At 40.5% G+C, this 24,266-nt stretch carries 24 protein-coding genes; 20 read left to right on the top strand and 4 right to left on the bottom strand.

Translation table 11 applies throughout. From position 1 onward, the window contains the following. Nucleotides 1-2: 2 nt before the first annotated feature. The 14 genes from FOA33_RS02885 to metK all read left to right on the top strand — a co-directional run bounded on the left by FOA33_RS02885 (nt 3) and on the right by metK (nt 15,888). On the top strand, nt 3-959 hold the full coding sequence (locus FOA33_RS02885) for a branched-chain amino acid ABC transporter permease (protein WP_221160578.1): 957 nt from the start codon (nt 3-5) through the stop codon (nt 957-959). Beyond that, the gene (locus FOA33_RS02890) at nt 959-1,723 is read left to right on the top strand and encodes an ABC transporter ATP-binding protein (protein WP_221160579.1); all 765 of its coding nucleotides are present in this window, start codon (nt 959-961) and stop codon (nt 1,721-1,723) included. The genes FOA33_RS02885 and FOA33_RS02890 overlap by 1 nt, the downstream gene beginning before the upstream one ends. After that, nucleotides 1,723-2,433 carry an ABC transporter ATP-binding protein gene (locus FOA33_RS02895; RefSeq protein WP_000062209.1) on the top strand — a complete coding sequence of 237 codons (711 nt, stop codon included), beginning with the start codon at nt 1,723-1,725 and terminating at the stop codon, nt 2,431-2,433. Before FOA33_RS02890 ends, FOA33_RS02895 begins: the two co-directional genes overlap by 1 nt. A 311-nt stretch (nt 2,434-2,744) precedes the next feature. Then, a complete protein-coding gene (locus FOA33_RS02900) occupies nt 2,745-4,523 on the top strand; it encodes a phosphotransferase (protein ID WP_221160580.1) in 1,779 nt (592 codons plus the stop codon). 1 nt (nt 4,524) lies between these two features. Then, nucleotides 4,525-4,710 (top strand): hypothetical protein, encoded by a 186-nt coding sequence (locus FOA33_RS02905; protein ID WP_033584961.1) that lies wholly within the window; start codon nt 4,525-4,527, stop codon nt 4,708-4,710. A 1-nt stretch (nt 4,711) separates the two neighbouring features. After that, nucleotides 4,712-6,139 (top strand): cytosine permease, encoded by a 1,428-nt coding sequence (locus FOA33_RS02910; RefSeq protein WP_221160581.1) that lies wholly within the window; start codon nt 4,712-4,714, stop codon nt 6,137-6,139. A 152-nt stretch (nt 6,140-6,291) separates the two neighbouring features. Beyond that, the gene (locus FOA33_RS02915; protein WP_000268643.1) at nt 6,292-6,948 is read left to right on the top strand and encodes a CBS domain-containing protein; all 657 of its coding nucleotides are present in this window, start codon (nt 6,292-6,294) and stop codon (nt 6,946-6,948) included. Between the two features lie 110 nt (nt 6,949-7,058). Further along, nucleotides 7,059-8,154 (top strand): peptide chain release factor 2 gene (prfB, locus tag FOA33_RS02920; RefSeq protein WP_142357139.1). Its coding sequence is split into 2 segments (ribosomal slippage): nt 7,059-7,130 and nt 7,132-8,154, totalling 1,095 coding nucleotides; the frame shifts between segments, so codons are not numbered across the junction. 17 nt (nt 8,155-8,171) lie between these two features. After that, nucleotides 8,172-8,864, top strand: coding sequence for a cell division ATP-binding protein FtsE (gene ftsE, locus FOA33_RS02925; protein ID WP_000022271.1), 693 nt, complete (start codon nt 8,172-8,174; stop codon nt 8,862-8,864). Continuing rightward, nucleotides 8,857-9,783 (top strand): permease-like cell division protein FtsX, encoded by a 927-nt coding sequence (gene ftsX, locus FOA33_RS02930; RefSeq protein ID WP_000625557.1) that lies wholly within the window; start codon nt 8,857-8,859, stop codon nt 9,781-9,783. The genes ftsE and ftsX overlap by 8 nt, the downstream gene beginning before the upstream one ends. A gap of 216 nt (nt 9,784-9,999) precedes the next feature. Then, nucleotides 10,000-12,186, top strand: coding sequence for a PTS transporter subunit IIBC (locus FOA33_RS02935; protein WP_221160582.1), 2,187 nt, complete (start codon nt 10,000-10,002; stop codon nt 12,184-12,186). A gap of 51 nt (nt 12,187-12,237) precedes the next feature. Beyond that, on the top strand, nt 12,238-13,053 hold the full coding sequence (locus FOA33_RS02940; RefSeq protein WP_221160583.1) for an endonuclease/exonuclease/phosphatase family protein: 816 nt from the start codon (nt 12,238-12,240) through the stop codon (nt 13,051-13,053). A gap of 104 nt (nt 13,054-13,157) precedes the next feature. Then, nucleotides 13,158-14,501 (top strand): DEAD/DEAH box helicase, encoded by a 1,344-nt coding sequence (locus FOA33_RS02945; RefSeq protein ID WP_221160584.1) that lies wholly within the window; start codon nt 13,158-13,160, stop codon nt 14,499-14,501. A 196-nt stretch (nt 14,502-14,697) separates the two neighbouring features. Continuing rightward, nucleotides 14,698-15,888: a methionine adenosyltransferase gene (metK, locus tag FOA33_RS02950; protein ID WP_221160585.1), complete on the top strand. Its 1,191-nt coding sequence runs from the start codon at nt 14,698-14,700 to the stop codon at nt 15,886-15,888. Between the two features lie 72 nt (nt 15,889-15,960). On the opposite strand, the gene FOA33_RS02955 is transcribed toward metK, so the two are convergent. Beyond that, a complete protein-coding gene (locus FOA33_RS02955; protein ID WP_000767187.1) occupies nt 15,961-16,260 on the bottom strand; it encodes a DUF1827 family protein in 300 nt (99 codons plus the stop codon). Nucleotides 16,261-16,318: 58 nt separating this feature from the next. Continuing rightward, nucleotides 16,319-16,771 carry an NUDIX hydrolase gene (locus FOA33_RS02960; RefSeq protein WP_221160586.1) on the bottom strand — a complete coding sequence of 151 codons (453 nt, stop codon included), beginning with the start codon at nt 16,769-16,771 and terminating at the stop codon, nt 16,319-16,321. A gap of 176 nt (nt 16,772-16,947) precedes the next feature. Between FOA33_RS02960 and FOA33_RS02965 the strand changes: the two genes are divergently transcribed. Together FOA33_RS02965 and FOA33_RS02970 are read left to right on the top strand one after the other, a co-directional pair. Beyond that, nucleotides 16,948-17,850, top strand: a complete 903-nt coding sequence (locus tag FOA33_RS02965) for a helix-turn-helix transcriptional regulator (RefSeq protein WP_221160587.1) — start codon at nt 16,948-16,950, stop codon at nt 17,848-17,850. 54 nt (nt 17,851-17,904) lie between these two features. Further along, complete coding sequence (locus FOA33_RS02970) at nt 17,905-18,519, top strand: GyrI-like domain-containing protein (RefSeq protein WP_221160588.1); 615 nt, start codon at nt 17,905-17,907, stop codon at nt 18,517-18,519. A gap of 42 nt (nt 18,520-18,561) precedes the next feature. Here the strand turns inward: FOA33_RS02970 and FOA33_RS02975 are convergent, their stop codons facing one another. Then, nucleotides 18,562-20,823 (bottom strand): ATP-dependent Clp protease ATP-binding subunit, encoded by a 2,262-nt coding sequence (locus FOA33_RS02975; RefSeq protein WP_221160589.1) that lies wholly within the window; start codon nt 20,821-20,823, stop codon nt 18,562-18,564. A gap of 239 nt (nt 20,824-21,062) precedes the next feature. After that, nucleotides 21,063-21,293 carry a DUF1797 family protein gene (locus FOA33_RS02980; RefSeq protein WP_000443577.1) on the bottom strand — a complete coding sequence of 77 codons (231 nt, stop codon included), beginning with the start codon at nt 21,291-21,293 and terminating at the stop codon, nt 21,063-21,065. Between the two features lie 191 nt (nt 21,294-21,484). On the opposite strand from FOA33_RS02980, the gene FOA33_RS02985 reads away from it, so the two are divergent. From FOA33_RS02985 to FOA33_RS03000, 4 genes are all read left to right on the top strand, one after another. Continuing rightward, nucleotides 21,485-22,168, top strand: coding sequence for an amino acid ABC transporter permease (locus tag FOA33_RS02985; RefSeq protein WP_221160590.1), 684 nt, complete (start codon nt 21,485-21,487; stop codon nt 22,166-22,168). Then, the gene (locus tag FOA33_RS02990; RefSeq protein WP_221160591.1) at nt 22,168-22,902 is read left to right on the top strand and encodes an amino acid ABC transporter ATP-binding protein; all 735 of its coding nucleotides are present in this window, start codon (nt 22,168-22,170) and stop codon (nt 22,900-22,902) included. Before FOA33_RS02985 ends, FOA33_RS02990 begins: the two co-directional genes overlap by 1 nt. A gap of 33 nt (nt 22,903-22,935) precedes the next feature. Then, on the top strand, nt 22,936-23,256 hold the full coding sequence (locus FOA33_RS02995) for a TfoX/Sxy family protein (protein ID WP_221160592.1): 321 nt from the start codon (nt 22,936-22,938) through the stop codon (nt 23,254-23,256). A 148-nt stretch (nt 23,257-23,404) separates the two neighbouring features. Next, on the top strand, nt 23,405-24,262 hold the full coding sequence (locus tag FOA33_RS03000) for a bifunctional methylenetetrahydrofolate dehydrogenase/methenyltetrahydrofolate cyclohydrolase (RefSeq protein ID WP_221160593.1): 858 nt from the start codon (nt 23,405-23,407) through the stop codon (nt 24,260-24,262). Nucleotides 24,263-24,266: the final 4 nt, after the last annotated feature.

Raw genomic sequence — 24,266 nt, forward strand, 5'->3', positions numbered from 1 at the left:
CAATGAAGACAAATCTTAAAGTAAATATTCTCTGGTTATTCCTTCTGTTAGCGGGTTATGGATTGATTAGTGTACTGGTTTCTGCTGGTGTTCTCAATCTATTCCATGTCCAAATTTTAGAACAAATTGGGATTAATATCATCCTTGCAGTAGGTTTGAACTTAATCGTTGGTTTTTCAGGACAATTCTCACTCGGCCATGCTGGTTTTATGGCGATTGGGGCTTATGCAGCAGCGATTATTGGCTCAAAATCACCAACCTATGGTGCCTTCTTTGGCGCAATGGTCTTGGGTGCCTTGATTTCTGGTGCAGTCGCTTTGCTCGTTGGGATCCCAACACTACGTTTAAAAGGTGACTACCTGGCTGTTGCGACACTAGGTGTTTCAGAAATCATTCGTATCTTTATCATTAATGGTGGAAGTTTGACCAACGGTGCTGCTGGTATCTTGGGTATTCCAAACTTTACCAACTGGCAGATGGTTTATCTTTTTGTGGTGATTACAACTATTGCAACTCTTAACTTCTTACGTAGTCCGATTGGACGCTCTACTCTATCTGTTCGTGAGGATGAGATTGCTGCAGAATCTGTTGGGGTAAACACTACAAAGATCAAGATTATCGCTTTTGTCTTTGGTGCCATTACAGCAAGTATTGCTGGTTCACTTCAGGCTGGTTTTATCGGATCTGTTGTGCCAAAAGATTACACCTTTATTAATTCCATCAACGTGTTGATTATCGTTGTATTTGGTGGACTTGGATCTATTACTGGTACCATTGTTTCAGCGATTGTTTTAGGAATTTTAAATATGCTCCTTCAGGATGTAGCTAGCATACGTATGATCATCTACGCCTTGGCTCTTGTATTGGTGATGATTTTCAGACCAGGTGGACTTCTTGGGACATGGGAATTAAGTCTATCACGTTTCTTTAAAAAATCTAAGAAGGAGGGACAAAACTAATGGCACTACTTGAAGTTAAACAATTAACCAAACATTTTGGCGGTCTAACAGCTGTTGGAGATGTCACTCTTGAATTGAACGAGGGAGAATTGGTTGGTCTGATTGGACCGAACGGGGCTGGTAAAACAACCCTTTTCAATCTCTTGACTGGTGTTTATGAACCAAGCGAAGGTACTGTGACATTAGATGGTCACCTCCTCAATGGGAAAACTCCCTATAAGATTGCTTCACTTGGACTCAGCCGTACTTTCCAAAATATTCGTTTGTTCAAGGACTTGACAGTTTTGGAAAATGTTTTGATTGCATTTAGTAATCATCATAAACAACATGTCCTTGCGAGTTTTCTACGTCTACCAGCTTTTTATAAGAATGAGGAAGAATTAAAAAGCAAAGCTTTGGACTTGCTGAAGATTTTTGATTTGGATAGTGACGCAGATACTCTTGCTAAGAATCTGGCCTATGGTCAACAACGTCGATTAGAAATCGTTCGTGCTCTGGCAACAGAACCTAAAATCCTTTTTTTGGATGAACCTGCAGCTGGGATGAATCCTCAAGAAACAGCTGAATTGACAGAATTGATTCGTCGTATCAAAGATGAATTTAAAATTACCATCATGCTCATTGAACACGACATGAATTTGGTTATGGAAGTCACTGAGCGTATCTATGTTCTTGAATATGGTCGGTTGATTGCTCAGGGAACTCCTGACGAAATTAAGACGAATAAACGTGTTATCGAAGCTTATCTAGGAGGTGAAGTCTAATGTCTATGTTAAAAGTTGAAAACCTCTCTGTGCATTACGGTATGATCCAAGCAGTTCGTGATGTAAGTTTCGAGGTTAATGAAGGTGAAGTTGTTTCCTTGATTGGTGCCAATGGTGCTGGTAAAACAACCATTCTTCGTACCCTTTCAGGTTTGGTTCGTCCAAGTGCTGGTAAAATTCAGTTTTTAGGAAAAGAAATTCAAAAGTTACCAGCTCAAAAAATCGTGGCAGGTGGCCTTTCACAAGTTCCTGAGGGACGTCATGTTTTCCCTGGCTTGACTGTTATGGAAAATCTAGAAATGGGAGCTTTCTTGAAGAAAAATCGTGAAGAAAATCAAGCTAACTTGAAAAAAGTCTTTTCACGTTTCCCTCGTCTGGAAGAACGTAAAAACCAAGATGCAGCAACTCTTTCAGGTGGAGAGCAACAGATGCTGGCTATGGGACGCGCGCTCATGTCTACACCTAAGCTCCTCCTCTTGGATGAGCCGTCAATGGGACTTGCCCCTATCTTTATACAAGAAATTTTTGATATCATTCAAGATATTCAGAAGCAAGGAACAACAGTTCTTCTAATTGAACAGAACGCTAACAAGGCCCTCGCTATCTCTGACCGTGGTTATGTCCTTGAAACAGGAAAGATTGTCCTATCAGGAACAGGAAAAGAACTCGCCTCATCAGAAGAAGTCAGAAAAGCATATCTAGGTGGCTAAAACAATCCAGTGGATTGTTTTAGTCGGCAGATAAGGATTGCATAAGCAATGTCCCTATAGTCTGGGGGCATTTCAATCGTTAGATGAAGATGGTCAAACAATCATCATATAACAGGGACTTACTTTCCTAATCATCAGATGATAAAATGTTCTGGAGCTCCAACTTAGGAGCTTTTTCGTTTATATTTGGATTTTGGAAATAGATGAAATGGTGTCTTAATTTTAACTAGATGATTTCGTGTTTGAATTGACAGTCATTTTTGTTCATATTATAATATGGGTAAGTGGAAATTGAACAGGAGGACTAAGAAATGGTAACAGAAAAACAATTTAGACTTTTGCGTTTTATGTTGACACATAAAGAAAAGACTTTTACTCAGAGACAGTTAGCTGAAGAGTTAGGTCTATCTGTAGGGACAGTTAATGCATTGGTGAAAAAACTGAAAGAAGAGAAGTGGATTGATGAGGAGCTTCACTTAACAGAACTAGGCCAGAAAGTTTTAGAACCCTATCGAGTAGAAAATGCTATTATAATGGCTGCTGGCATGAGTAGCCGTTTTGCTCCTTTATCTTATGAAATTCCTAAAGGATTGCTTCAAGTTAAGGGGGAACGCTTAATAGAGAGGGAAATCAGACAACTGCAAGAAGCAGGCATAGAAGATATCACCGTTATCGTAGGCTATCTACAAGAAAAAATGTTCTATCTTGCTGAGAAATTTGGTGTAAAAATTGTAGTGAATAATGATTACTACAAATACAATAACTGTTCGTCTCTTATGTTGGTTAAAGATCAACTTTCCAATACTTATATTTGTTCATCGGATAATTATTTTGTGGAAAATCCTTTTGAGCAATATATTTATAGAGGTTACTACTCGACTATATTTGCAGAAGGTCAAACGGACGAATATTGTGCTATAGAGGATTCGAATCACACCATCATTGATATCCAGATTGGTGGGGAAAATACTTGGGCCATGGTGGGGCACGTTTATTTCGACCGTGCATTTAGCGAGAAATTCAAGGAAATTTTAGAAACCGAGTTTAAGCACGAACCTTATCGGGAACAGCTTTGGGAGGATTACTATAGTCGCCATGTCAAGGAACTCCTTTTAGAAGCTCGCCACTATTCAGCGGATAGTGTTAAAGAATTTGATTCACTAGATGAACTCCGTCAATTTGATGAACGTTATTTGGTAAATGCAGATTCGGCCATTATTGATAATATCTGTAAGACATTAAAGTGTGTGGCTTCAGATATTGTCAATATCAAACCTCTAAAAGATGGGTTAACCAACACATCATTTTCATTTGACTGTCTAGGGAAAAAATATGTTTACCGTCATCCGGGTAGGGGAACGGAAAATTATATCGATCGAGCTAGTGAAGCAGCTTCAATGGAAATTGCTGCAAAATTAAAGATTGACCGTACCTTTGTAGCTATGAACAAGGATGAGGGCTGGAAAATTTCAGAATTTATTCCCAATGCTAAGCAACTGGATTATGATAATTGGGATGATGTGGCACAAGCAATGGATCTCTTGAGACGGTTACACCAATCTGGAGAAAAAACGGGACATTCCTTTGACCAATTTGAGGGAATTGATGATTTTAGAGAAAAATTGAAGGCTAGAAATCGATTTGAGTTTGATGGCCTCGAGGAACTGGATAAAACTGTCTCAATTCTCAAAAACAATTTACAGAATGATCCGAAGCAGGTTGTCCTTTGTCATGGAGATTCCTATAGTCCTAATTTTTTGTTAAATGAAGCAGGTGAAATGAGCTTGATTGATTGGGAATATTCTGGAATGGGAGAGCCAGCAGGAGATTTGGGCACCTTTATCGCTTGTTCCAATTATACCGTAGAGGATGCTGAAAAAGTACTGGAATTGTATCTACAAGAAGTACCAGATAAGAAAACCAAACGTCACTACTTGGCTTATGTAGCAGTGACCTCATATTATTGGTTCTTGTGGGCTTTGTTCCAGGAGAGTGTCGGAAAACCAGTTGGTGAGTTTCTCTACATCTGGTATCGCTATACCAAACAATATGGACAACTAGCCCTTGATTTGTATTTGGAGGAAAACTAAGATGAAAACGACATCCGAAATTGAAGAATTAGTAGCAGCTGAAACAAAGAGAAGATTGGAAGAAATGGAGTCTCCAAACTACGAGTTTGTTCAACCCTTCCTAAAAAGTGATTTCATTTTAATCATCTCCATAGTCCTAATCAACCTTATTTTGATTATCTTAGCAATGACGGGAGGAATTCAATAACATGTCTAAAATGAATGACTATATCCAACAAGAAACCATAACCGGAATTGTTCCCATGACCAATAAGGATCGTCAGTATTCTTTTTGGGATCTCTTTCTATCGACAAGTGGTTTTGCCATTGCTACTTGGTGTTACACCCAAGGGGCTTATGTAGCTCAATATCTGACCTTTAATCAAATGTTGATAAATATTTTTAGCTTTAACATTATCTGGGTTTTTATTGAATGTCTCCCTATTTTGTTTGCGGTTAAATATGGAATTGATTTGTGGATTTGGTTGAGAGCTGTTCTAGGAAAAAGAGGTGTAGCTCTGTTATCAACCATTATTAGCTTGGCTAACTTTGGATGGTACGCTGTTGCGGCCAATCTTTTTGCCAGTTCCATGATCCATTTGGCAAACAATTTTGGCCTTGGTTTGGACAAGGGAGTATGGGCGCCTATTCTTGGTACCCTCTGTGTTCTGCTTGGAACGCTCATTGCTCTTGGAGGCCCGGAAGTGATTAAATGGACCAATCGCTTCTTGGTTATCGCCTTGTTGATTGTCGGTCTCATTATCGTTGGAATCTGCTTTGTCGCTGTTCCTATAACTGATATTATGAATATCCAACCAGCCACTCAAGGAGATTTGACGCCATTAGAACGCTTCATGCTCTCTGGGGAAGGAAATGTTGCCTTTGCTTTCTCTTGGTCTACACAGGCATTGGTTTTACCGCGTTTAGCAAAATCAGAACGCAGTGGTTATTGGGCTACAGCCTTATCATACGGAGTTGTGGCTTCATTCTTCGTTGCGACAGGTGGAGTCATGGCTCTAGCCATGTTTGTCAAAACAGGCGTTTATGAAAGTGATCCAACAACCATGCTATCAACTCTAAGCACCCCAGCTTTTGCTCTCTTAAGTCTACTACTAGTAGCCTTTGCCAATATTGGAACCCAGGGGACAGGATCATACGTGAACTGTATGATTGTCAAAAGTGGGATGCCTAAAGTAAGTTATAAGCTAATGGTTTGGATTGCCATGGTTTACGTGAGTCTACTCACTATCTGGGGAGGAGTAGAAGAGTATTTCGGATCCTTCATCTCCCTAGCTGCCTATATTCAGGGGCCAATTATTGGTATGATTGTTGTCGACTACTTTATCTTGAGAAAACGAAAACTAGACTTGCGTTCAGCCTATTTCCTTGAAGGGCATGACGCCTACGAATATACTAAAGGATTTAACTTAGTTGGCTTGTCTTGCGTATTTATCTCCTTATTGGTAGCGGTACTTTTTGTCTACAACCCTGTAACTGCACAAATTCAAAGTCCAATCTTTTTAATCACAACGGGTAGTGGTTTTACTGCGCTATTTGGCGGTCTACTATACTGGCTAGCTAGTCTTAGCCCGTTGAAACGTTATATGATAAAAGATCGAGACACTGTTACGATTTAAGAAGAGAGGGGACTTCGGTTCCCTTTTAACTTACACTGGCATTTTATGCAAATTTCTCAGATTATTCAAAATCTTGAAAAAGAGATGAAAGCGTTTGATAGATTTTCTAAGAAAGTGTATAATAAAAGTAGCAATATAGAAGGAGAAGTCCCATGGCAGTTAAAGATTTCATGACCCGTAAGGTAGTTTATATCAGTCCAGATACTACTGTAGCACACGCAGCAGATTTGATGCGCGAGCAAGGTTTGCACCGTTTACCTGTTATCGAAAATGATCAATTAGTCGGATTGGTAACAGAAGGAACCATTGCGGAAGCCAGCCCATCTAAAGCAACCAGTCTCTCTATCTATGAGATGAATTATCTTCTGAATAAAACCAAAGTAAAAGATGTAATGATTCGAGATGTCGTGACTGTTTCTGGCTATGCTAGTCTAGAAGATGCAACCTATCTGATGCTGAAAAATAAAATTGGGATATTACCAGTCGTAGACAATCATCAGGTCTACGGCGTCATTACAGACCGCGATGTTTTTCAGGCTTTCTTGGAAATCGCTGGATACGGAGAAGAGGGAATTCGCGTTCGTTTCATTACAGAAAATGAAGTCGGAGTGCTGGGAAAAATTGTAGCTCTAATTGTAGAAGAGGATTTAAATATTTCCCATACTGTTAACATTCCACGTAAGGATGGTAAGGTCGTCATCGAAGTTCAAATTGATGGAAAAATCGATTTGACTGCATTAAAAGATAAGTTTGAAAAAGAAGGAATTCAAGTGGAGGAGATTACTCATACCTCTGCTAAAGTCCTTTAAACAAGAGGCTTTAGAGCCTCTTTTCTTCTGCCATCAAAAGCGGTGAAAAGCAAAATATGGAAAGAAATGAGAGATTATGGTATAATAAAACGATATGAAAAGGAGTATCTATGGACATTTCAGAAATTCGTCAAAAAATTGACGCAAATCGTGAAAAATTAGCTTCTTTTAGGGGGTCTCTTTGACCTCGAAGGCTTAGAGGAAGAGATTGCCATCTTGGAAAACAAGATGACAGAACCTGATTTTTGGAACGATAATATCGCGGCCCAAAAAACGTCGCAAGAATTAAATGAATTAAAAAATACCTACAATACCTTCCGTAAAATGGAAGAGTTGCAGGATGAAGTTGAGATTTTGTTGGACTTTTTAGCAGAAGACGAGTCAGTCCATGATGAACTGGTCGAGCAGCTAACTGAGTTGGATAAGATGATGGCCAACTACGAGATGACCCTTCTCTTGTCAGAACCTTATGACCATAATAATGCCATCTTGGAAATTCATCCAGGATCTGGTGGTACTGAGGCTCAGGACTGGGGGGATATGTTGCTCCGTATGTACACTCGTTATGGAAATGCAAAAGGCTTTAAAGTAGAAGTCTTGGATTACCAAGCAGGTGATGAAGCAGGTATCAAGTCTGTGACCTTGTCTTTTGAAGGTCCCAATGCTTATGGCCTACTTAAATCAGAAATGGGTGTTCACCGTTTGGTCCGTATTTCACCATTTGACTCTGCCAAACGTCGCCATACTTCATTTACATCCGTAGAGGTTATGCCTGAACTGGATGATACTATCGAAGTGGAGATTCGTGAAGATGATATCAAAATGGATACCTTCCGTTCAGGTGGTGCTGGTGGACAAAACGTTAATAAAGTTTCAACAGGTGTGCGTTTGACACACATTCCTACAGGAACTGTCGTCCAATCAACGGTCGATCGTACCCAGTATGGAAATAGAGATCGTGCCATGAAGATGTTGCAGGCTAAGCTCTATCAAATGGAGCAAGAAAAGAAAGCTGCGGAAGTTGATTCCCTCAAGGGTGAGAAAAAAGAAATCACATGGGGAAGTCAGATTCGTTCTTATGTCTTCACACCTTATACTATGGTAAAAGATCACCGTACAAGCTTTGAAGTTTCCCAAGTAGATAAGGTTATGGATGGAGACCTTGATGGTTTCATCGATGCCTACCTCAAGTGGCGAATTAGCTAAGAAAGAAAGGAACTCATATGTCAATCATTGAAATGAGAGATGTTGTCAAAAAATATGACAATGGAACGACTGCCCTGCGTGGTGTCTCTGTCACCATTGAACCAGGAGAGTTTGCCTATATCGTAGGACCTTCTGGGGCAGGTAAGTCAACCTTTATTCGAGCTTTATACCGAGAAGTAAAGATCGAAAAAGGAAGCCTATCAGTTGCAGGCTTTAATCTAGTTAAAATTAAGAAGAAAGATATCCCGCTTCTACGTCGTAGTGTCGGGGTTGTCTTTCAAGATTACAAACTCTTGCCTAAGAAGACGGTTTATGAGAATATTGCCTACGCAATGGAAGTTATCGGAGAGAATCGCCGTAACATCAAAAAACGTGTTATGGAAGTATTGGACCTGGTTGGTTTGAAACATAAGGTTCGTTCTTTCCCGAATGAACTCTCAGGTGGAGAACAGCAACGGATTGCGATTGCCCGTGCGATTGTCAACAATCCTAAAGTATTGATTGCTGATGAACCAACAGGAAACTTGGACCCAGATAACTCATGGGAAATTATGAATCTGTTGGAACGCATCAATCTTCAAGGTACAACTGTTTTGATGGCGACCCACAACAGCCAGATCGTAAATACCTTGCGCCACCGTGTCATTGCCATTGAAAATGGCCGTGTCGTTCGTGACGAAGCTAAAGGAGAATATGGATACGATGATTAGTAGATTTTTTCGCCATTTATTTGAATCATTAAAAAGTTTAAAACGAAATGGCTGGATGACAGTAGCAGCAGTGAGTTCGGTTATGATTACCTTAACACTCGTTGCCCTGTTTGCATCTGTAATTTTTAATACAGCAAAACTGGCTACCGATATTGAAAACAATGTTCGTGTCATGGTATACATTCGTAAGGATGTAGCAGACAACAGTGAAACGATTGAAAAAGAAGGTCAGACAGTTACCAATAATGACTACCACAAGGTCTATGACGCTTTGAAAGCTATGCCTGCTGTAAAAAGTGTTACCTTCTCAAGTAAAGAAGAACAATACGAGAAACTGACGGAAACAATGGGTGACGATTGGAAGGTCTTTGAAGGGGATGCAAACCCTCTCTATGATGCCTATATCGTCGATACAAATTCTCCAAGTGATGTTAAAACAGTAGCTGAAGAAGCGAAGAAAATTGAGGGAGTATCAGAGGTTCAAGATGGTGGAGCCAACACTCAACGACTTTTTGAACTAGCTTCCTTTATCCGTGTTTGGGGATTGGTTATTGCAGGGCTCTTGATTTTTATTGCAGTCTTCCTCATTTCCAATACCATCCGAATCACCATTATCTCACGTAGTCGTGAGATTCAGATCATGCGTCTTGTTGGAGCGAGAAATGGTTATATCCGTGGCCCATTCTTGCTAGAAGGTGCTTTTATTGGCTTGCTTGGCGCAGCGATTCCTTCAGTTCTTGTATTCTTTGTTTACAATATCGTTTATCAATCGGTCAATAAATCCTTGGTAGGTCAAAACTTATCGATGATTACACCAGATGTGTTTGTCCCTTTGATGACAGTTCTACTATTTGTAATCGGAATTTTCATTGGTTCAATTGGTTCAGGAATTTCGATGCGTCGATTCTTGAAAATCTAATTGGATATAAATGTAAATTGAGATAAAAACAGAAAAACAAAACAATTTTAAAGAGAAGTTTTCGTAAACTTCTCTTTTTCCTTTTAAAAATTAAAAAAAGTAGATATTTTTTTTATAAAAGCCTTTACAAAAAAAATAAAAGTGGTATAATTAATACATAACCAAATGCAAACGTTTTCGTAAAACGTTTGCCTAAATAAAATAAAGGAGATTTGAATGATGAAAGCTACATTCAAAAATGTCTTGTCTTTCGAATTTTGGCAAAAATTCGGTAAGGCTCTAATGGTGGTTATCGCCGTTATGCCAGCGGCTGGATTGATGATCTCAATCGGTAAATCAATCGTGATGATCGACCCAAATCTTGCTCCTCTAGTGATTACAGGTGGAATCCTTGAGCAAATTGGTTGGGGGGTTATCGGTAACCTTCATATTTTGTTTGCCCTTGCTATTGGGGGAAGCTGGGCAAAAGAACGTGCAGGTGGTGCATTTGCAGCCGGGCTTGCCTTTATCTTGATTAACCGTATCACAGGTACTATCTTTGGAGTTACAAGTGATATGCTTAAAAACCCTGAGGCTATGGTCACTACTCTCTTTGGAGGCTCAATCAAAGTTTCTGATTACTTCATCAGTGTTCTTGAAGCACCAGCATTGAACATGGGTGTTTTTGTAGGGATTATCTCTGGCTTTGTAGGGGCAACTGCCTTTAACAAATACTACAACTACCGTAAACTTCCTGATGCGCTTTCATTCTTCAATGGGAAACGCTTCGTACCATTCGTTGTCATCCTTCGTTCAGCTATTGCAGCAATTGTACTTGCAGCTTTCTGGCCAGTAGTTCAAACAGGTATCAATAACTTTGGTATTTGGATTGCCAACTCTCAAGAAACTGCTCCAGTTCTCGCACCATTCTTATATGGTACTTTGGAACGTTTGCTCTTGCCATTTGGCCTTCACCACATGTTGACAATCCCAATGAACTATACAGCTCTTGGTGGAACATACGAAATCCTTACTGGTGCAGCTAAAGGAACTCAAGTATTTGGTCAAGATCCACTTTGGCTTGCTTGGGTAACAGACCTTGTTAACCTTAAAGGTTCAAATGCTGACCAATACCAACACCTTCTTACAACTATCACTCCAGCTCGTTTCAAAGTTGGTCAAATGATCGGTTCATTCGGTATCTTGATGGGTGTCATCGTTGCTATCTACCGCAATGTTGATGCTGACAAGAAACACCAATACAAGGGTATGATGATTGCGACAGCCCTTGCAACATTCTTGACAGGGGTTACTGAACCTATCGAGTATATGTTTATGTTTATCGCAACACCTCTTTACCTAGTGTATGCCCTTGTTCAAGGTGCTGCCTTTGCTATGGCGGATATTGTTCACCTTCGTATGCACTCATTCGGTTCAATTGAATTCTTGACTCGTACTCCGCTAGCTATCAACGCTGGTCTTGGTATGGATATCATTAACTTTATCTGGGTAACTGTCCTCTTTGCAGTCATCATGTACTTCATTGCCAACTTCATGATTAAGAAATTCAACTATGCAACTCCAGGACGTAACGGAAACTATGAAACTGCTGAAGGAGCATCAGAAGATGCAGCTCCAGGAGAAACAAAAGTTGCAGCAGCTTCTCAAGCTGTAAATATCATTAACCTTCTTGGTGGTCGTGCAAACATCGTAGATGTAGATGCATGTATGACTCGTCTTCGTGTAACTGTTAAGGATGCAGATCGTGTTGGTACTGAGGAACAATGGAAAGCAGAAGGCGCTATGGGTCTTGTCATGAAAGGACAAGGTGTCCAAGCTATCTACGGACCAAAAGCTGACGTATTGAAATCTGATATCCAAGATATCCTTGACTCAGGTGAAGTAATTCCTGAAACTCTTCCAAGTCAAATGACAGAAGCTCAAAAAAATACTGTACATTTTAAAGGTGTAACTGAGGAAGTTTACTCAGTAGCTGACGGTCAAGTTATTGCCTTGGAACAAGTGAAAGATCCAGTCTTTGCTCAAAAAATGATGGGTGATGGTTTTGCAGTAGAACCAGCAAATGGAAACATTGTATCTCCAGTTTCAGGTACTGTATCAAGTATCTTCCCAACAAAACATGCACTTGGACTTGTTACTGAATCAGGTCTTGAAGTACTTGTTCATATTGGTTTGGATACTGTAAGTCTTGAAGGAAAACCATTTACTGTTCACGTTTCTGAAGGACAAAAGGTTGCAGCAGGTGATCTTCTTGTGACAGCTGACTTGGATGCTATCCGAGCAGCAGGTCGTGAAACATCAACAGTGGTTGTCTTTACAAATGGTGATGCTATCAAATCAGTTAAATTAGAACAAACAGGTTCTCTTGCAGCTAAAACAGCAGTTGCTAAAGTAGAATTGTAATATACTCGAGGTTGGAAGCTGTTTTCCAACCTCTTGTTTTAGGAGAAAAGCATGAAATTTTTAACACTCAATACTCATAGTTGGATGGAAAAAGAAGCAGAGGAAAAATTCCAGCTCTTGCTCCAAGATATTCTTGACAAAGATTATGATTTGATCTGTTTTCAAGAAATTAATCAAGAAATGACTTCGCCGGAGGTAGAGGTTAACAATCACTATCAAGCTTTGCCATCAGCAGAACCTATTCATCAGGATCACTATGTACGACTCCTGGTCGAAAAAATGTCTGAGAAAGGGAAAAACTACTACTGGACTTGGGCTTATAATCATATTGGCTATGACCGCTACCATGAAGGTGTAGCTATCTTATCCAAAACACCTATTAAGGCGCGTGAGATTTTAGTATCAGATGTAGATGATCCAACGGACTACCATACTCGTCGCGTTGCCTTGGCTGAGACAGAAGTTGAAGGTAAGGAATTGGCTCTTGCAAGTGTCCATCTCTCTTGGTGGGATAAAGGTTTCCAAGAAGAATGGGCACGATTTGAGGCTGTATTAAAAGAGTTGAACAAACCTCTGATTTTAGCAGGTGATTTTAATAATCCAGCTGGTCAGGAAGGCTATCAAGCGATTTTAGCTAGCCCATTAGGATTACAAGACGCGTTTGAAGTTGCGAAAGAAAGAAGTGGTAGCTATACCGTTCCACCAGAAATTGATGGCTGGAAAGGCAATACCGAACCACTACGAATCGACTATGTCTTTACGACAAAAGACTTAGAAGTGGAAAGTTTGCATGTAGTTTTTGATGGCCAAAATGGTCCACAAGTCAGTGACCACTATGGTTTGAATGCTATTTTAAACTGGAAATAAAAAATGAAAGGAAGCAATTCCTTTCATTTTTTGCTTCTCGAACTGGACTACTGAAAATGTTCAAAATATGGTATAATGGTTAGATGAATAGAATCGAGGATAGTATGTCATTTACGAAATTTCAGTTTAAAAACTATATAGAAAAAGCTTTGGAGGAGTTGAAATTTACAACTCCGACAGAGGTACAGGATAAGTTAATTCCTATTGTCTTGGCAGGTCGAGATTTGGTCGGTGAATCAAAAACAGGTTCAGGAAAGACTCATACTTTCTTATTACCAATTTTCCAGCAATTAGATGAAACTAGCGATAGTGTGCAAGCAGTCATTACTGCACCAAGTCGTGAGTTGGCCACTCAAATCTACCAAGCAGCTCGTCAGATTGCAGCTCACTCAGATGTCGAAGTTCGTGTGGTTAATTATGTGGGTGGTACGGATAAGGCACGCCAGATTGATAAATTGGCAAGTAACCAGCCCCATATCGTTATCGGAACGCCAGGTCGTATCTATGATTTGGTCAAATCTGGTGATCTGGCTATTCACAAGGCTAAGACCTTTGTTGTCGATGAAGCCGATATGACCTTGGATATGGGATTCTTAGAGACAGTTGACAAGATAGCAGGAAGTCTTCCTAAGGACTTGCAATTCATGGTCTTTTCAGCAACTATTCCACAGAAGTTGCAGCCATTCTTGAAAAAATATTTATCAAATCCTGTTATGGAAAAAATCAAAACAAAAACAGTCATTTCTGATACCATTGATAACTGGTTGATTTCGACCAAGGGACGAGATAAAAATGCTCAGATTTATGAGTTGACGCAAGCCATGCAACCATATCTAGCCATGATTTTTGTTAATACCAAGACGCGTGCAGATGAATTGCATACATATCTAACAGCTCAAGGTTTGAAGGTAGCTAAGATTCATGGAGATATTGCTCCTCGTGAACGCAAGCGGATCATGAATCAGGTGAAAAATCTCGATTTTGAGTACATTGTCGCAACAGACTTGGCAGCGCGTGGAATTGATATTGAAGGTGTCAGTCATGTCATCAATGACGCCATTCCGCAAGACTTGTCCTTCTTTGTTCACCGTGTGGGACGTACTGGACGTAATGGTCTACCTGGTATAGCTATTACGCTTTACCAGCCAAGCGATGACTCGGATATCCGTGAGTTGGAGAAATTAGGAATCAAGTTTACTCCTAAGATGATCAAAGACGGAGAGTTTCAAGATACCTACGACCGTGATCGTCGTGCCAACCGTGAAAAGAAGCAGGATAAGCTTGATATTGAAATGATTGGCTTGGTCAAAAAGAAAAAGAAAAAAGTTAAACCGGGTTATAAGAAGAAAATCAAATGGGCGGTTGATGAAAAACGCCGCAAAACCAAGCGTGCTGAAAATCGCGCACGTGGCCGTGCAGAGCGGAAAGCCAAACGCCAAACATTTTAAGAACAAAATTGGGGCTGAATGGCTCCTTTTTGTACCTTCGTTTTATAAATTTTCGAAAAGAATGCAAAAATGAGTAAAAAGTGGTATAATGATAAGGTTATATAGTCCCGATAAGATGGTAGGTATTCATTACGAGTAGTTTTCCTATCAGTACTTTGTAACTCTATAACAATATTTTTTAAGGGGGGACATTTTTATGTCAGAACGTAAATTATTCACGTCTGAATCTGTATCTGAGGGGCATCCAGATAAGATTGCAGACCAAATTTCAGATGCGATTTTGGATGCTATTTTAGCAAAGGATCCAGAGGCGCACGTTGCTGCTGAGACAGCTGTATACACTGGTTCTGTCCATGTTTTTGGTGAAATTTCTACAAATGCCTATGTGGATATCAACCGTGTGGTTCGTGATACCATTGCAGAGATTGGTTATACGAATGCAGAATATGGTTTTTCTGCGGAAACAGTTGGAGTTCATCCATCGCTTGTTGAGCAGTCGCCGGATATCGCCCAAGGTGTTAACGAAGCCTTGGAAGTCCGTGGAAGTGCAGATCAAGATCCGCTTGACTTGATTGGTGCTGGTGACCAAGGTCTCATGTTTGGATTTGCAGTGGATGAGACAGAAGAACTCATGCCATTGCCAATCTCACTCAGCCACAAGTTGGTTCGTCGTTTGGCAGAACTTCGTAAGTCTGGTGAAATCAGTTATCTTCGTCCAGATGCCAAATCACAAGTTACAGTTGAGTACGATGAAAATGATCGTCCAGTACGTGTGGACACAGTCGTTATTTCAACTCAGCACGATCCAGAAGCTACTAATGAACAAATCCATCAAGATGTGATTAACAAGGTTATCAAAGAAGTTATTCCAGCTTCTTACTTGGATGAGCAAACAAAATTCTTCATCAATCCGACTGGCCGCTTTGTAATCGGTGGACCTCAAGGAGACTCAGGTTTGACTGGTCGTAAGATCATCGTGGATACCTATGGTGGCTATTCTCGTCATGGTGGCGGTGCCTTCTCTGGTAAGGATGCGACGAAGGTGGACCGTTCAGCCTCTTATGCGGCTCGCTACATTGCCAAGAATATCGTGGCAGCAGGTCTTGCTAAGAAAGTAGAAGTGCAATTGGCCTATGCCATCGGTGTGGCACAGCCTGTTTCTGTTCGTATCGATACTTTCGGTACAGGAACAGTAGCTGAAAGCAAGCTTGAAAAAGCAGCGCGTCAAATCTTTGACCTTCGCCCTGCAGGAATTATCCAAATGCTGGATCTTAAACGTCCAATTTACCGTCAAACAGCGGCTTATGGACATATGGGACGTACAGATATTGACCTTCCATGGGAACGTTTGGACAAGGTAGAGGCTTTGAAAGAAGCGGTGAAATAAAATAAAAAAGATTGGTAGTACACAACTACCAATCTTTTTTGCAAGTAAAAACCAGCTTTGTAGCTGGTCCTCTTATTTTATAGGGATTGAGATCTCAATCAATTTATCCGAATAGAGGGTTTTGATATTGGCTTCATCGATGCTTCCTTTGTCGATTTTACGTTTCAAGAAGAAGTCTTGGATGGTTTCAATTTCAGGTTCACGAATAGCACGGTGTTTGTTGGAAATGAGGATTTCATAGTGAAGCGGGGCTTGTGTGAAAACTACATCTGTATTTCCGGCAGAATAGACCTCGACAAGAGTTGCGTCAGTACTTTCTAATTGGTTTTTAACAAGTTGCGAGTGTGAATTAGTCGTGTTGATAAGCTTCATAACAGTTCCTCCGATTTTCTAACTCTATTATAGCACTTTTTGGATAAAATCGTGTATTTTAGCCAATTCCATGCTGAATTTTCCAAGCTTCTATTCCCCATTTATGGCTACCACGTTTGAGCTTTTCAATAGCCTCGTCAATAGGGAACCAAGCAATATGATTAAAATCTTCCAATGGTTTTTGTGCTTCTTTGAAAGAAATAGCTTCATAGAGATAAGCTGGATTGTAGTAGTAGGTATCACGGTGGCGAGAGTAGAAATACTCATCAGCTTGCCCATAATAGGTTCCAATCTCAGCTGTAAAGCCAAGTTCTTCGATTAGTTCTCTCTTCAGCGCTTCTTGATGATCTTCGCCTGCTTCAATCTCTCCACCTGGCAAGAACCAAGCCCCATTGGGAGCTTGAACTAGGACAATTTGTTTTTTCTCCGCATCTGGAATAACTGCGTACACACCATAGCGGGACTGGTAGGTCACATTCTCTTTTTTATCACCATAAGTTGGGTTTGCCATTGCTTTTTCCTCATTCTCTAGTGTCTTTATTATTATCATAATGGACGAGGGGCAAGCTGTCAAGAATAAACCAACGAACTTGTGCAGAAAAAGCTACTTTGTCTTGGTCAATACTTGTCTAGTTAAACTTTCCAACCCTAGCCCTCTAACTGGTATAATAAAAGAGAGGTGATTTTATGGCAGAATCAAGACTATTTCGTATCCTATATCTACTTTTAGAAAAAGGCAGTACAACGGCTCCTGAATTAGCCCGATTGTTTGAAGTATCTGTACGAACGATTTATCGTGATATTGAGCGGTTGAGTATGGCGGGAATTCCTCTTTATTCAGTTCCTGGAAAGGCAGGTGGGATCTTTTTAATGAAAGACTTTGTTCTGGATCGTACTCTAGTATCGGAGGATGAAAAATTAGAACTTCTGTCAGCTTTGCAAGGAATTCAAGCCCTGATCGATGATAGGCAAGACCTGTTACTTGAAAAATTGGAATCTATTTTTCAAGTTTCTACCAGCCCTTGGATAGAAGTAGACTTGACTGACTGGAGAAAGAGAGAAGGTCAAAAAGAATTATTTGATAACATCAAACATGCTATTCTAGAGAAAAGGCAACTGGTGATTACTTATCTAGGTGGGAGTGGTCGGAAAACGATTCGTACAGTCGAACCATTTAAACTTGTATTTAAAAAGAGAGATTGGTACCTTCATGCCTACTGTTGTTTGAAAGAAGAGTGGCGTTTTTTCAAATTGTCTAGAATTAGGAATTATCACCTAACAACTGAAACTATGAAGCAGAAAAATATGCTGGATTGCGTTGATGGTTCAGATCAAGTGGCAAATCAAATCGAAGTTTCCTTGAAGTTTAGTCCCAATCTTGCTTTCCGGGTTTATGAAGATTTTTCAGAAGCTGAGATTAGCTTGGGGAAAGATGGCTACTACTATGTCAAGACAGTCTTACCAAAGCACGAAAGTCTGTATACTTACCTCCTGTCTTATTTAGATGGAGTGGAAATACTCGAACCCGATTATGTGAAGAGGGAACTACTTTCTAGAGTAGAAAAAATCCAAAAACTTTACAAACCTTGACAAAAGATGTCAGGGTTTTGGTGCTATACTAGAGACAGAAAGGAGAAGAACCAAATGAAATACGAATGGAGAAAAGAAGCAAAAGCTCTTTATCAAGTGAAGGCTAGGCCCAGCATCTTGCAGGTGCCAGGTCAATCCTATATCGTGATTGATGGTAAAGGCGATCCAAATCAAGAAGATTTTTCAGAACGAGTAGGGGCCTTATATGCCTTAGCTTATGCGATAAAGATGAAGTATAAAAAAGCTCCTCTGGATGAGGTTTACACTGATTTTACTGTTTTTCCTTTAGAAGGGGTATGGAAAAAGGGGAAGGAGGGAGAACTGGTAAAAAGTGAGCTTTCTTGTAGCATTATGATTGGGCAACCCGATTTTATTACGAGAGAACTATTTGAAAAAGCTTTGGAAGAGGTGAAAATCAAGAAGCCAAATCCTCTCTATGAGGCTGTTCGTTTTGAAAAGATAGAAGAAGGCCCAAGCCTTGCTATGCTTCATGTAGGACCTTTTGATACTGAAAATGAGACTTTTGCAGAGATGGAGTATTTTTGTCAACTTCATAAGCTCAAAAGAACTTCGGAAGTCCACCGAGAAATTTATCTCAATAATCTTCATCGAACGGAGCCAAGCAAATTAAAAACAATTCTTCGCTATCAAGTTCAAGAAGAGAATTAAAAAAGAACAGGAAACAAGATTTCCTGTTCTTTTTTATGAGTTCTAATCTTCTCTTTCAGAAGTATTCTCTTTGATTTTTTCAGTTTTTTTGGCAGATTTGATTTGAATCTTACCATTGCTTGTCATGACTGCCTTGAGGTCTTTTTCACTTGGGTTTTCAAGGTAGTAGTCTGTGATGGCATCCTCGATATGGTCTTGAATGGTACGGCGGAGTGGGCGTGCTCCCATTTTTGGATCATATCCCAAGTCAACCAACTTTTCCTTGACCTTGTCTGTCACATCGAGGTGGATATTGTTGCTAGAGAGGCGTTTGTTGACATCCGCTAGCATGAGTTCGACGATTTGGAGAAGGTTGTCCTTGCTGAGAGGTTTAAATTCGATGATGCCATCAAAACGGTTCATAAACTCTGGACTAAAGAAGTTGCCGAGTTCACCGAGAACAGAGTTGGTTCGACCTTCACGAGCAGCTCCAAAACCAACGCTGGCTTCGGCCTTACCAGTACCCGCATTTGAGGTCATGATAATGATGGCATCCTTAAAGCTAACTGTACGTCCTTGCCCATCTGTCAAACGACCATCATCCAAGACTTGAAGGAACATGTGCATCACATCTGGGTGGGCTTTTTCAACTTCATCGAGAAGGATGAGAGAGTAGGGATTGCGACGAACCTTTTCAGTCAGTTGACCAGCTTCATCATAGCCTACATAGCCTGGAGGGGCACCGACTAATTTAGCCACACTGTGTTTTTCCATGTATTCACTCATATCAAAGCGAATCATGCTGTCAGCAGAGCCAAAGAGCTCAATGGCTAGTTGTTTGGAAAGTTCTGTCTTACCGACACCAGTTGGTCCGACAAAGAGGAAACTTCCGATTGGCCGGTTAGGAGTTCCAAGTCCAACACGATTTCTACGGATGGCTTTGGCAATCTTATCGACAGCTTCATCTTGACCAATGACATGGGCCTTGAGGTCGTCTGCTAGATGGATAAGCTGAGACTGTTCTTTTTCTTTGAGTTCTCCAACAGGAATATTGGTTTTCTGCTCAATGATATGCTCAATGGTTTTCTCGCTAATGATAGGAGTATCTTGGTCAGTCACCTTGTTTTTCTGCATTTCCTTGTACTTGGCAATCTGATCGCGGAAATAGGCAGCTTTTTCAAAGTCTTCCTCTCGTGTAGCCTGAGCCTTGAGATTTTCAGCTTCAATTAAACGCTGGTCAATCACTTTAGGATCAACAAAGTTCAGCGTTAGATTCATCTTAGAACCCGCTTCATCCAACAGGTCAATAGCCTTGTCAGGCAAGAAGCGATCTTGGATGTAACGATTGGAAAGAGTAGCAGCTGCTTCGATGGCAGCGTCTGTGTACTTGACGTGATGGTAGTCTTCGTATTTCTTTTGAACCCCTTTGAGGATGATAATGGTTTCTTCGACAGTTGGTTCATCAACTTTGACAGGCTGCATACGGCGTTCCAAAGCAGCATCTTTTTCAATGATACGGTATTCATTGAGAGTAGTAGCGCCGACCAGTTGCAATTCACCACGGGCAAGGGCTGGTTTGAGGATATTTCCTGCATCCATATTGCCATCGCCAGCAGATCCTGCACCAACAATTTCATGGATTTCGTCGATAAAGAGAATGATGTCCTCGCGTTTGCGTATCTCTTCCATGAGCTTTTGCATACGCTCTTCAAATTGACCTCGAATCCCTGTTCCTTGAACTAGACTAACCACATCCAGACGGATGACCTGCTTGCCTTGGAGTTTATGGGGAACATCACCATCGACAATCTTCTGAGCTAAACCTTCGACAACGGCAGTTTTACCAACACCTGGTTCTCCGATAAGGACAGGATTGTTCTTGGTTCGACGGTTGAGGATTTCGATAACGCGGATAATCTCCTCATCTCGACCTATAACAGGGTCAATATCTCCCCGACGAGCTATTTCAGTCACGTTGATACCATATTCCTCTAGGAGCCCTCTTTCTTGGCTAGGAGGAGGTGTTTGAACAGGTCCGCGGTTTTGAGGTCCGTATCCCCCATTACCTCCGTATCCCCCACCGGATTGAGTTGGAGGGACGTTATTTGAAGAAGCCCTGAAATTGTTCAAATCATTGAAAAAGTCTCCAAAAGGATCAAAGTCACGATTGTTTAAGTCAGTCATTCCTTTAAAGAGGGTATTATTTGGATCTGTTTTGATAATTTTATAGCAATTTTGACAGAGATCAATTTGTTTTTGCTGTCCATTGATATTGGTATACAGATGAATTGTTGAGTCGTTAATTTTACAGTTTTGACAGAGCATACATCTACCTCATTTCATTCGTATTCTTGACCTAAGAAAAAGGTCAAGAATAGTCAAAGTTTTATACTCTCATTATAGCATGATTAAGGTGTAAAGCAAGTAAAAAGATTGGGAAGTGGTCATTTTTAAAAGAAGGATTTATGGAGGATTAAGCGACTTGAAGGTAAGAAAAAAATCCCATTTGTGGTGACAAAAAGGATTCTCATTCATCAAGCAGGGGTCTCTCTGCTGTTTGTATATTAGTAAAGGAGTTCGTAGATCTCCATTGCAATCAAATCAATGCTATCAAAGGTATAGGTTTCACGAGCTTCTACATCGCGAAGAGTGAAGAGTGATCCGTTTTCTTCGTCGTGGCTGTATGCAACTTCTGCGACAACAACACCTTCACGTTCAAAATTACGTTTTAGATTTCCACCATCTTTTGTCATTGCTTCTAGGCGGTTAATGATTCTAACCAAATGTGATTCCATTTTGATTCTCCTCCATTTCTTATCGTTTCTATTTTACCATAAACAAGAGGTAGTTGACTAGAAAAAAACTGTGATTTCTTTCTATTTCTCCATTCTATCAAGTTAATTGTTAAAATTAGAGAAAAAAGATTGCATTTTAATTCAATTCATGTTATAATAATACAATCTAATATATAGAAAGTTGATTGAATATGAATTTTTCTTTTTTACCAAAGTATTTACCATATTTTAACTATGGTGCTCTGATTACCGTGTTAATTTCCATCTTTGTTGTCTGCTTAGGAACTATTATAGGTGTATTATTGGCCTTTGCTCAGCGATCACGCTTTAAACCGCTCGTTTGGTTTGCAAATGTGTATGTTTGGATCTTCCGTGGAACTCCGATGATGGTTCAGATTATGATTGCCTTTGCTCTTATGCATATCAATGCTCCGACTATTCAGGTTGGGATTTTGGGTGTTGATTTGTCTCGTTTGATTCCTGGTATTCTGATTATTTCTATGAATAGTGGAGCTTACGTTTCAGAAACTGTTCGTGCGGGGATCAATGCGGTTCCTAAAGGGCAGTTAGAGGCCGCATATTCTCTCGGTATTCGTCCGAAAAATGCCATGCGTTATGTCATTTTGCCACAAGCTATCAAGAATATTCTTCCAGCTCTGGGAAATGAATTTATCACCATTATCAAGGATAGTTCCCTCTTGTCAGCGATTGGGGTAATGGAGTTGTGGAATGGTGCAACGACAGTAGCGACAACAACTTATTTACCCTTGACTCCTCTTTTATTTGCAGCCTTTTACTACTTGATTATGACTTCTATTTTGACAGTGGCGTTGAAAGCATTTGAAAAACATATTGGACAAGGAGACAAGAAATAATGACAGAAATCTTGATTAAAATTAAAGAACTACATAAGTCTTTTGGGAAAAATGAAGTTTTAAAAGGCATCAATCTTGAGATTAAACGAGGAGAAGTTGTGGTCATTATCGGTCCGTCAGGTAGCGGAAAGTCAACTCTACTTCGTTCGATGAATCTCCTTGAAGAAGCAAGTAAAGGCAAGGTTATCTTTGAAGGTGTCGATATTACGGACAAGAAGAATGACCTTTTTGCCATGCGTGAAAAGATGGGCATGGTGTTCCAACAATTCAACCTTTTTCCCAATATGACGGTCATGGAAAATATCACTTTGTCCCCAATCAAAACTAAAGGTGAAAGCAAGGGAGTTGCGGAGAAGAGAGCGCAGGAACTATTAGAAAAAGTTGGCTTGCCAGATAAGGCGACAGCCTATCCACAGAGTTTGTCAGGTGGCCAGCAACAACGGATTGCTATTGCACGTGGACTGGCTATGGAACCAGATGTTTTGCTCTTTGATGAACCGACTTCAGCCCTGGACCCTGAGATGGTTGGAGAAGTCCTAGCTGTTATGCAAGACCTCGCTAAATCAGGGATGACTATGGTGATTGTGACTCATGAAATGGGCTTTGCGCGTGAGGTAGCAGACCGTGTTATCTTTATGGCGGATGGGGTTGTTGTCGAAGATGGAACACCAGAAGAGATTTTCGATCAAACGAAAGAACAACGGACCAAGGAATTTTTGAGTAAGGTTTTGTAAAACCTCATTTTTAGAAGAAGGGGAGTAGGCATCATGGCTTCCAGTAAAGAATATTTAGATTTTATTCTCGATCAGTTTTCGGAGTTAGAAGAGATGAGTTATCGTCAAATGATGGGTGAGTATATCCTTTATTATCGTGGGAAAATCATTGGTGGAATCTATGATAATCGTTTGTTACTGAAGCCTGTGAAGGTGGTCATGGATCAACTGGGACAGACTAGGCTTGAACGTCCTTATGAAGGAGCTAAGGAGATGATTTTGATAGAAGATCTTGAAGATAAGTCATTTCTAGCGAAACTAATCAAGGATATGTATGAAGTCTTACCGACTCCAAAAGTAAAAAAGAAAACATGATAGATTAATCTAATATAAATAGGCATAAAAGCTCGATAAGGGCTTTTTCTTATAGTTTTTGACTATAAGGTCCATTAGTCAAGAAGTGTTAGAATGACAAGGTATTTTTTGTTATAATAGAGGATATCTGATAGAAAAGAGAAGAGATATGGCACAGATTATTGATGGGAAGGCTCTTGCGGCTAAGTTACAAGGACAGTTGACTGAAAAGACGGCCAAACTAAAAGAAGAAACAGGTTTAGTTCCAGGCTTGGTGGTGATTTTGGTTGGAGATAATCCAGCCAGCCAAGTCTACGTTCGCAACAAGGAACGCTCAGCTCTCGCTGCTGGCTTCCGTAGTGAAGTAGTGCGAGTTCCAGAGACCATTACCCAAGCGGAATTGTTGGACTTGATTTCCAAATACAATCAAGATCCAGCTTGGCATGGGATTTTGGTCCAGTTACCTTTACCAAAACATATTGATGAAGAGGCAGTTTTATTAGCCATTGACCCCGAAAAAGACGTGGATGGTTTCCATCCGCTAAACATGGGTCGCCTCTGGTCTGGTCATCCAGTTATGATTCCTTCGACACCTGCAGGAATTATGGAGATGTTTCATGAGTATGGGATTGATCTAGAAGGTAAAAATGCGGTTGTTATCGGTCGTTCCAATATCGTTGGGAAACCAATGGCTCAGCTTCTTTTGGCTAAGAATGCAACAGTGACCTTGACCCACTCACGCACCCATCATCTTGCCAAGGTGGCTGCTAAGGCAGATATTCTGGTGGTTGCAATCGGTCGCGCCAAGTTTGTGAATGCTGACTTTGTTAAACCAGGTGCAGTTGTCATCGATGTCGGCATGAATCGAGATGAAAATGGTAAGCTCTGTGGAGATGTTGACTATGATGCCGTTGCACCACTTGCCAGCTACATCACACCTGTACCTGGTGGAGTTGGTCCTATGACCATTACCATGCTGATGGAGCAAACCTATCAGGCAGCCCTTCGTACGCTGAACAAGGACTAGGAAG

Origin of the sequence: Streptococcus cristatus, assembly GCF_019685515.1 — a bacterium.
GTDB lineage: Bacteria > Bacillota > Bacilli > Lactobacillales > Streptococcaceae > Streptococcus.

Coding starts and splice junctions, on each gene's coding strand:
- FOA33_RS02885 (WP_221160578.1), top strand. CDS start 3: ATGAAGACAAATCTTAAAGTAAATATTCTCTGGTTATTCCTTCTGTTA.
- FOA33_RS02890 (WP_221160579.1), top strand. CDS start 959: ATGGCACTACTTGAAGTTAAACAATTAACCAAACATTTTGGCGGTCTA.
- FOA33_RS02895 (WP_000062209.1), top strand. CDS start 1,723: ATGTCTATGTTAAAAGTTGAAAACCTCTCTGTGCATTACGGTATGATC.
- FOA33_RS02900 (WP_221160580.1), top strand. CDS start 2,745: ATGGTAACAGAAAAACAATTTAGACTTTTGCGTTTTATGTTGACACAT.
- FOA33_RS02905 (WP_033584961.1), top strand. CDS start 4,525: ATGAAAACGACATCCGAAATTGAAGAATTAGTAGCAGCTGAAACAAAG.
- FOA33_RS02910 (WP_221160581.1), top strand. CDS start 4,712: ATGTCTAAAATGAATGACTATATCCAACAAGAAACCATAACCGGAATT.
- FOA33_RS02915 (WP_000268643.1), top strand. CDS start 6,292: ATGGCAGTTAAAGATTTCATGACCCGTAAGGTAGTTTATATCAGTCCA.
- ftsE (WP_000022271.1), top strand. CDS start 8,172: ATGTCAATCATTGAAATGAGAGATGTTGTCAAAAAATATGACAATGGA.
- ftsX (WP_000625557.1), top strand. CDS start 8,857: ATGATTAGTAGATTTTTTCGCCATTTATTTGAATCATTAAAAAGTTTA.
- FOA33_RS02935 (WP_221160582.1), top strand. CDS start 10,000: ATGATGAAAGCTACATTCAAAAATGTCTTGTCTTTCGAATTTTGGCAA.
- FOA33_RS02940 (WP_221160583.1), top strand. CDS start 12,238: ATGAAATTTTTAACACTCAATACTCATAGTTGGATGGAAAAAGAAGCA.
- FOA33_RS02945 (WP_221160584.1), top strand. CDS start 13,158: ATGTCATTTACGAAATTTCAGTTTAAAAACTATATAGAAAAAGCTTTG.
- metK (WP_221160585.1), top strand. CDS start 14,698: ATGTCAGAACGTAAATTATTCACGTCTGAATCTGTATCTGAGGGGCAT.
- FOA33_RS02955 (WP_000767187.1), bottom strand. CDS start 16,260: ATGAAGCTTATCAACACGACTAATTCACACTCGCAACTTGTTAAAAAC.
- FOA33_RS02960 (WP_221160586.1), bottom strand. CDS start 16,771: ATGGCAAACCCAACTTATGGTGATAAAAAAGAGAATGTGACCTACCAG.
- FOA33_RS02965 (WP_221160587.1), top strand. CDS start 16,948: ATGGCAGAATCAAGACTATTTCGTATCCTATATCTACTTTTAGAAAAA.
- FOA33_RS02970 (WP_221160588.1), top strand. CDS start 17,905: ATGAAATACGAATGGAGAAAAGAAGCAAAAGCTCTTTATCAAGTGAAG.
- FOA33_RS02975 (WP_221160589.1), bottom strand. CDS start 20,823: ATGCTCTGTCAAAACTGTAAAATTAACGACTCAACAATTCATCTGTAT.
- FOA33_RS02980 (WP_000443577.1), bottom strand. CDS start 21,293: ATGGAATCACATTTGGTTAGAATCATTAACCGCCTAGAAGCAATGACA.
- FOA33_RS02985 (WP_221160590.1), top strand. CDS start 21,485: ATGAATTTTTCTTTTTTACCAAAGTATTTACCATATTTTAACTATGGT.
- FOA33_RS02990 (WP_221160591.1), top strand. CDS start 22,168: ATGACAGAAATCTTGATTAAAATTAAAGAACTACATAAGTCTTTTGGG.
- FOA33_RS02995 (WP_221160592.1), top strand. CDS start 22,936: ATGGCTTCCAGTAAAGAATATTTAGATTTTATTCTCGATCAGTTTTCG.
- FOA33_RS03000 (WP_221160593.1), top strand. CDS start 23,405: ATGGCACAGATTATTGATGGGAAGGCTCTTGCGGCTAAGTTACAAGGA.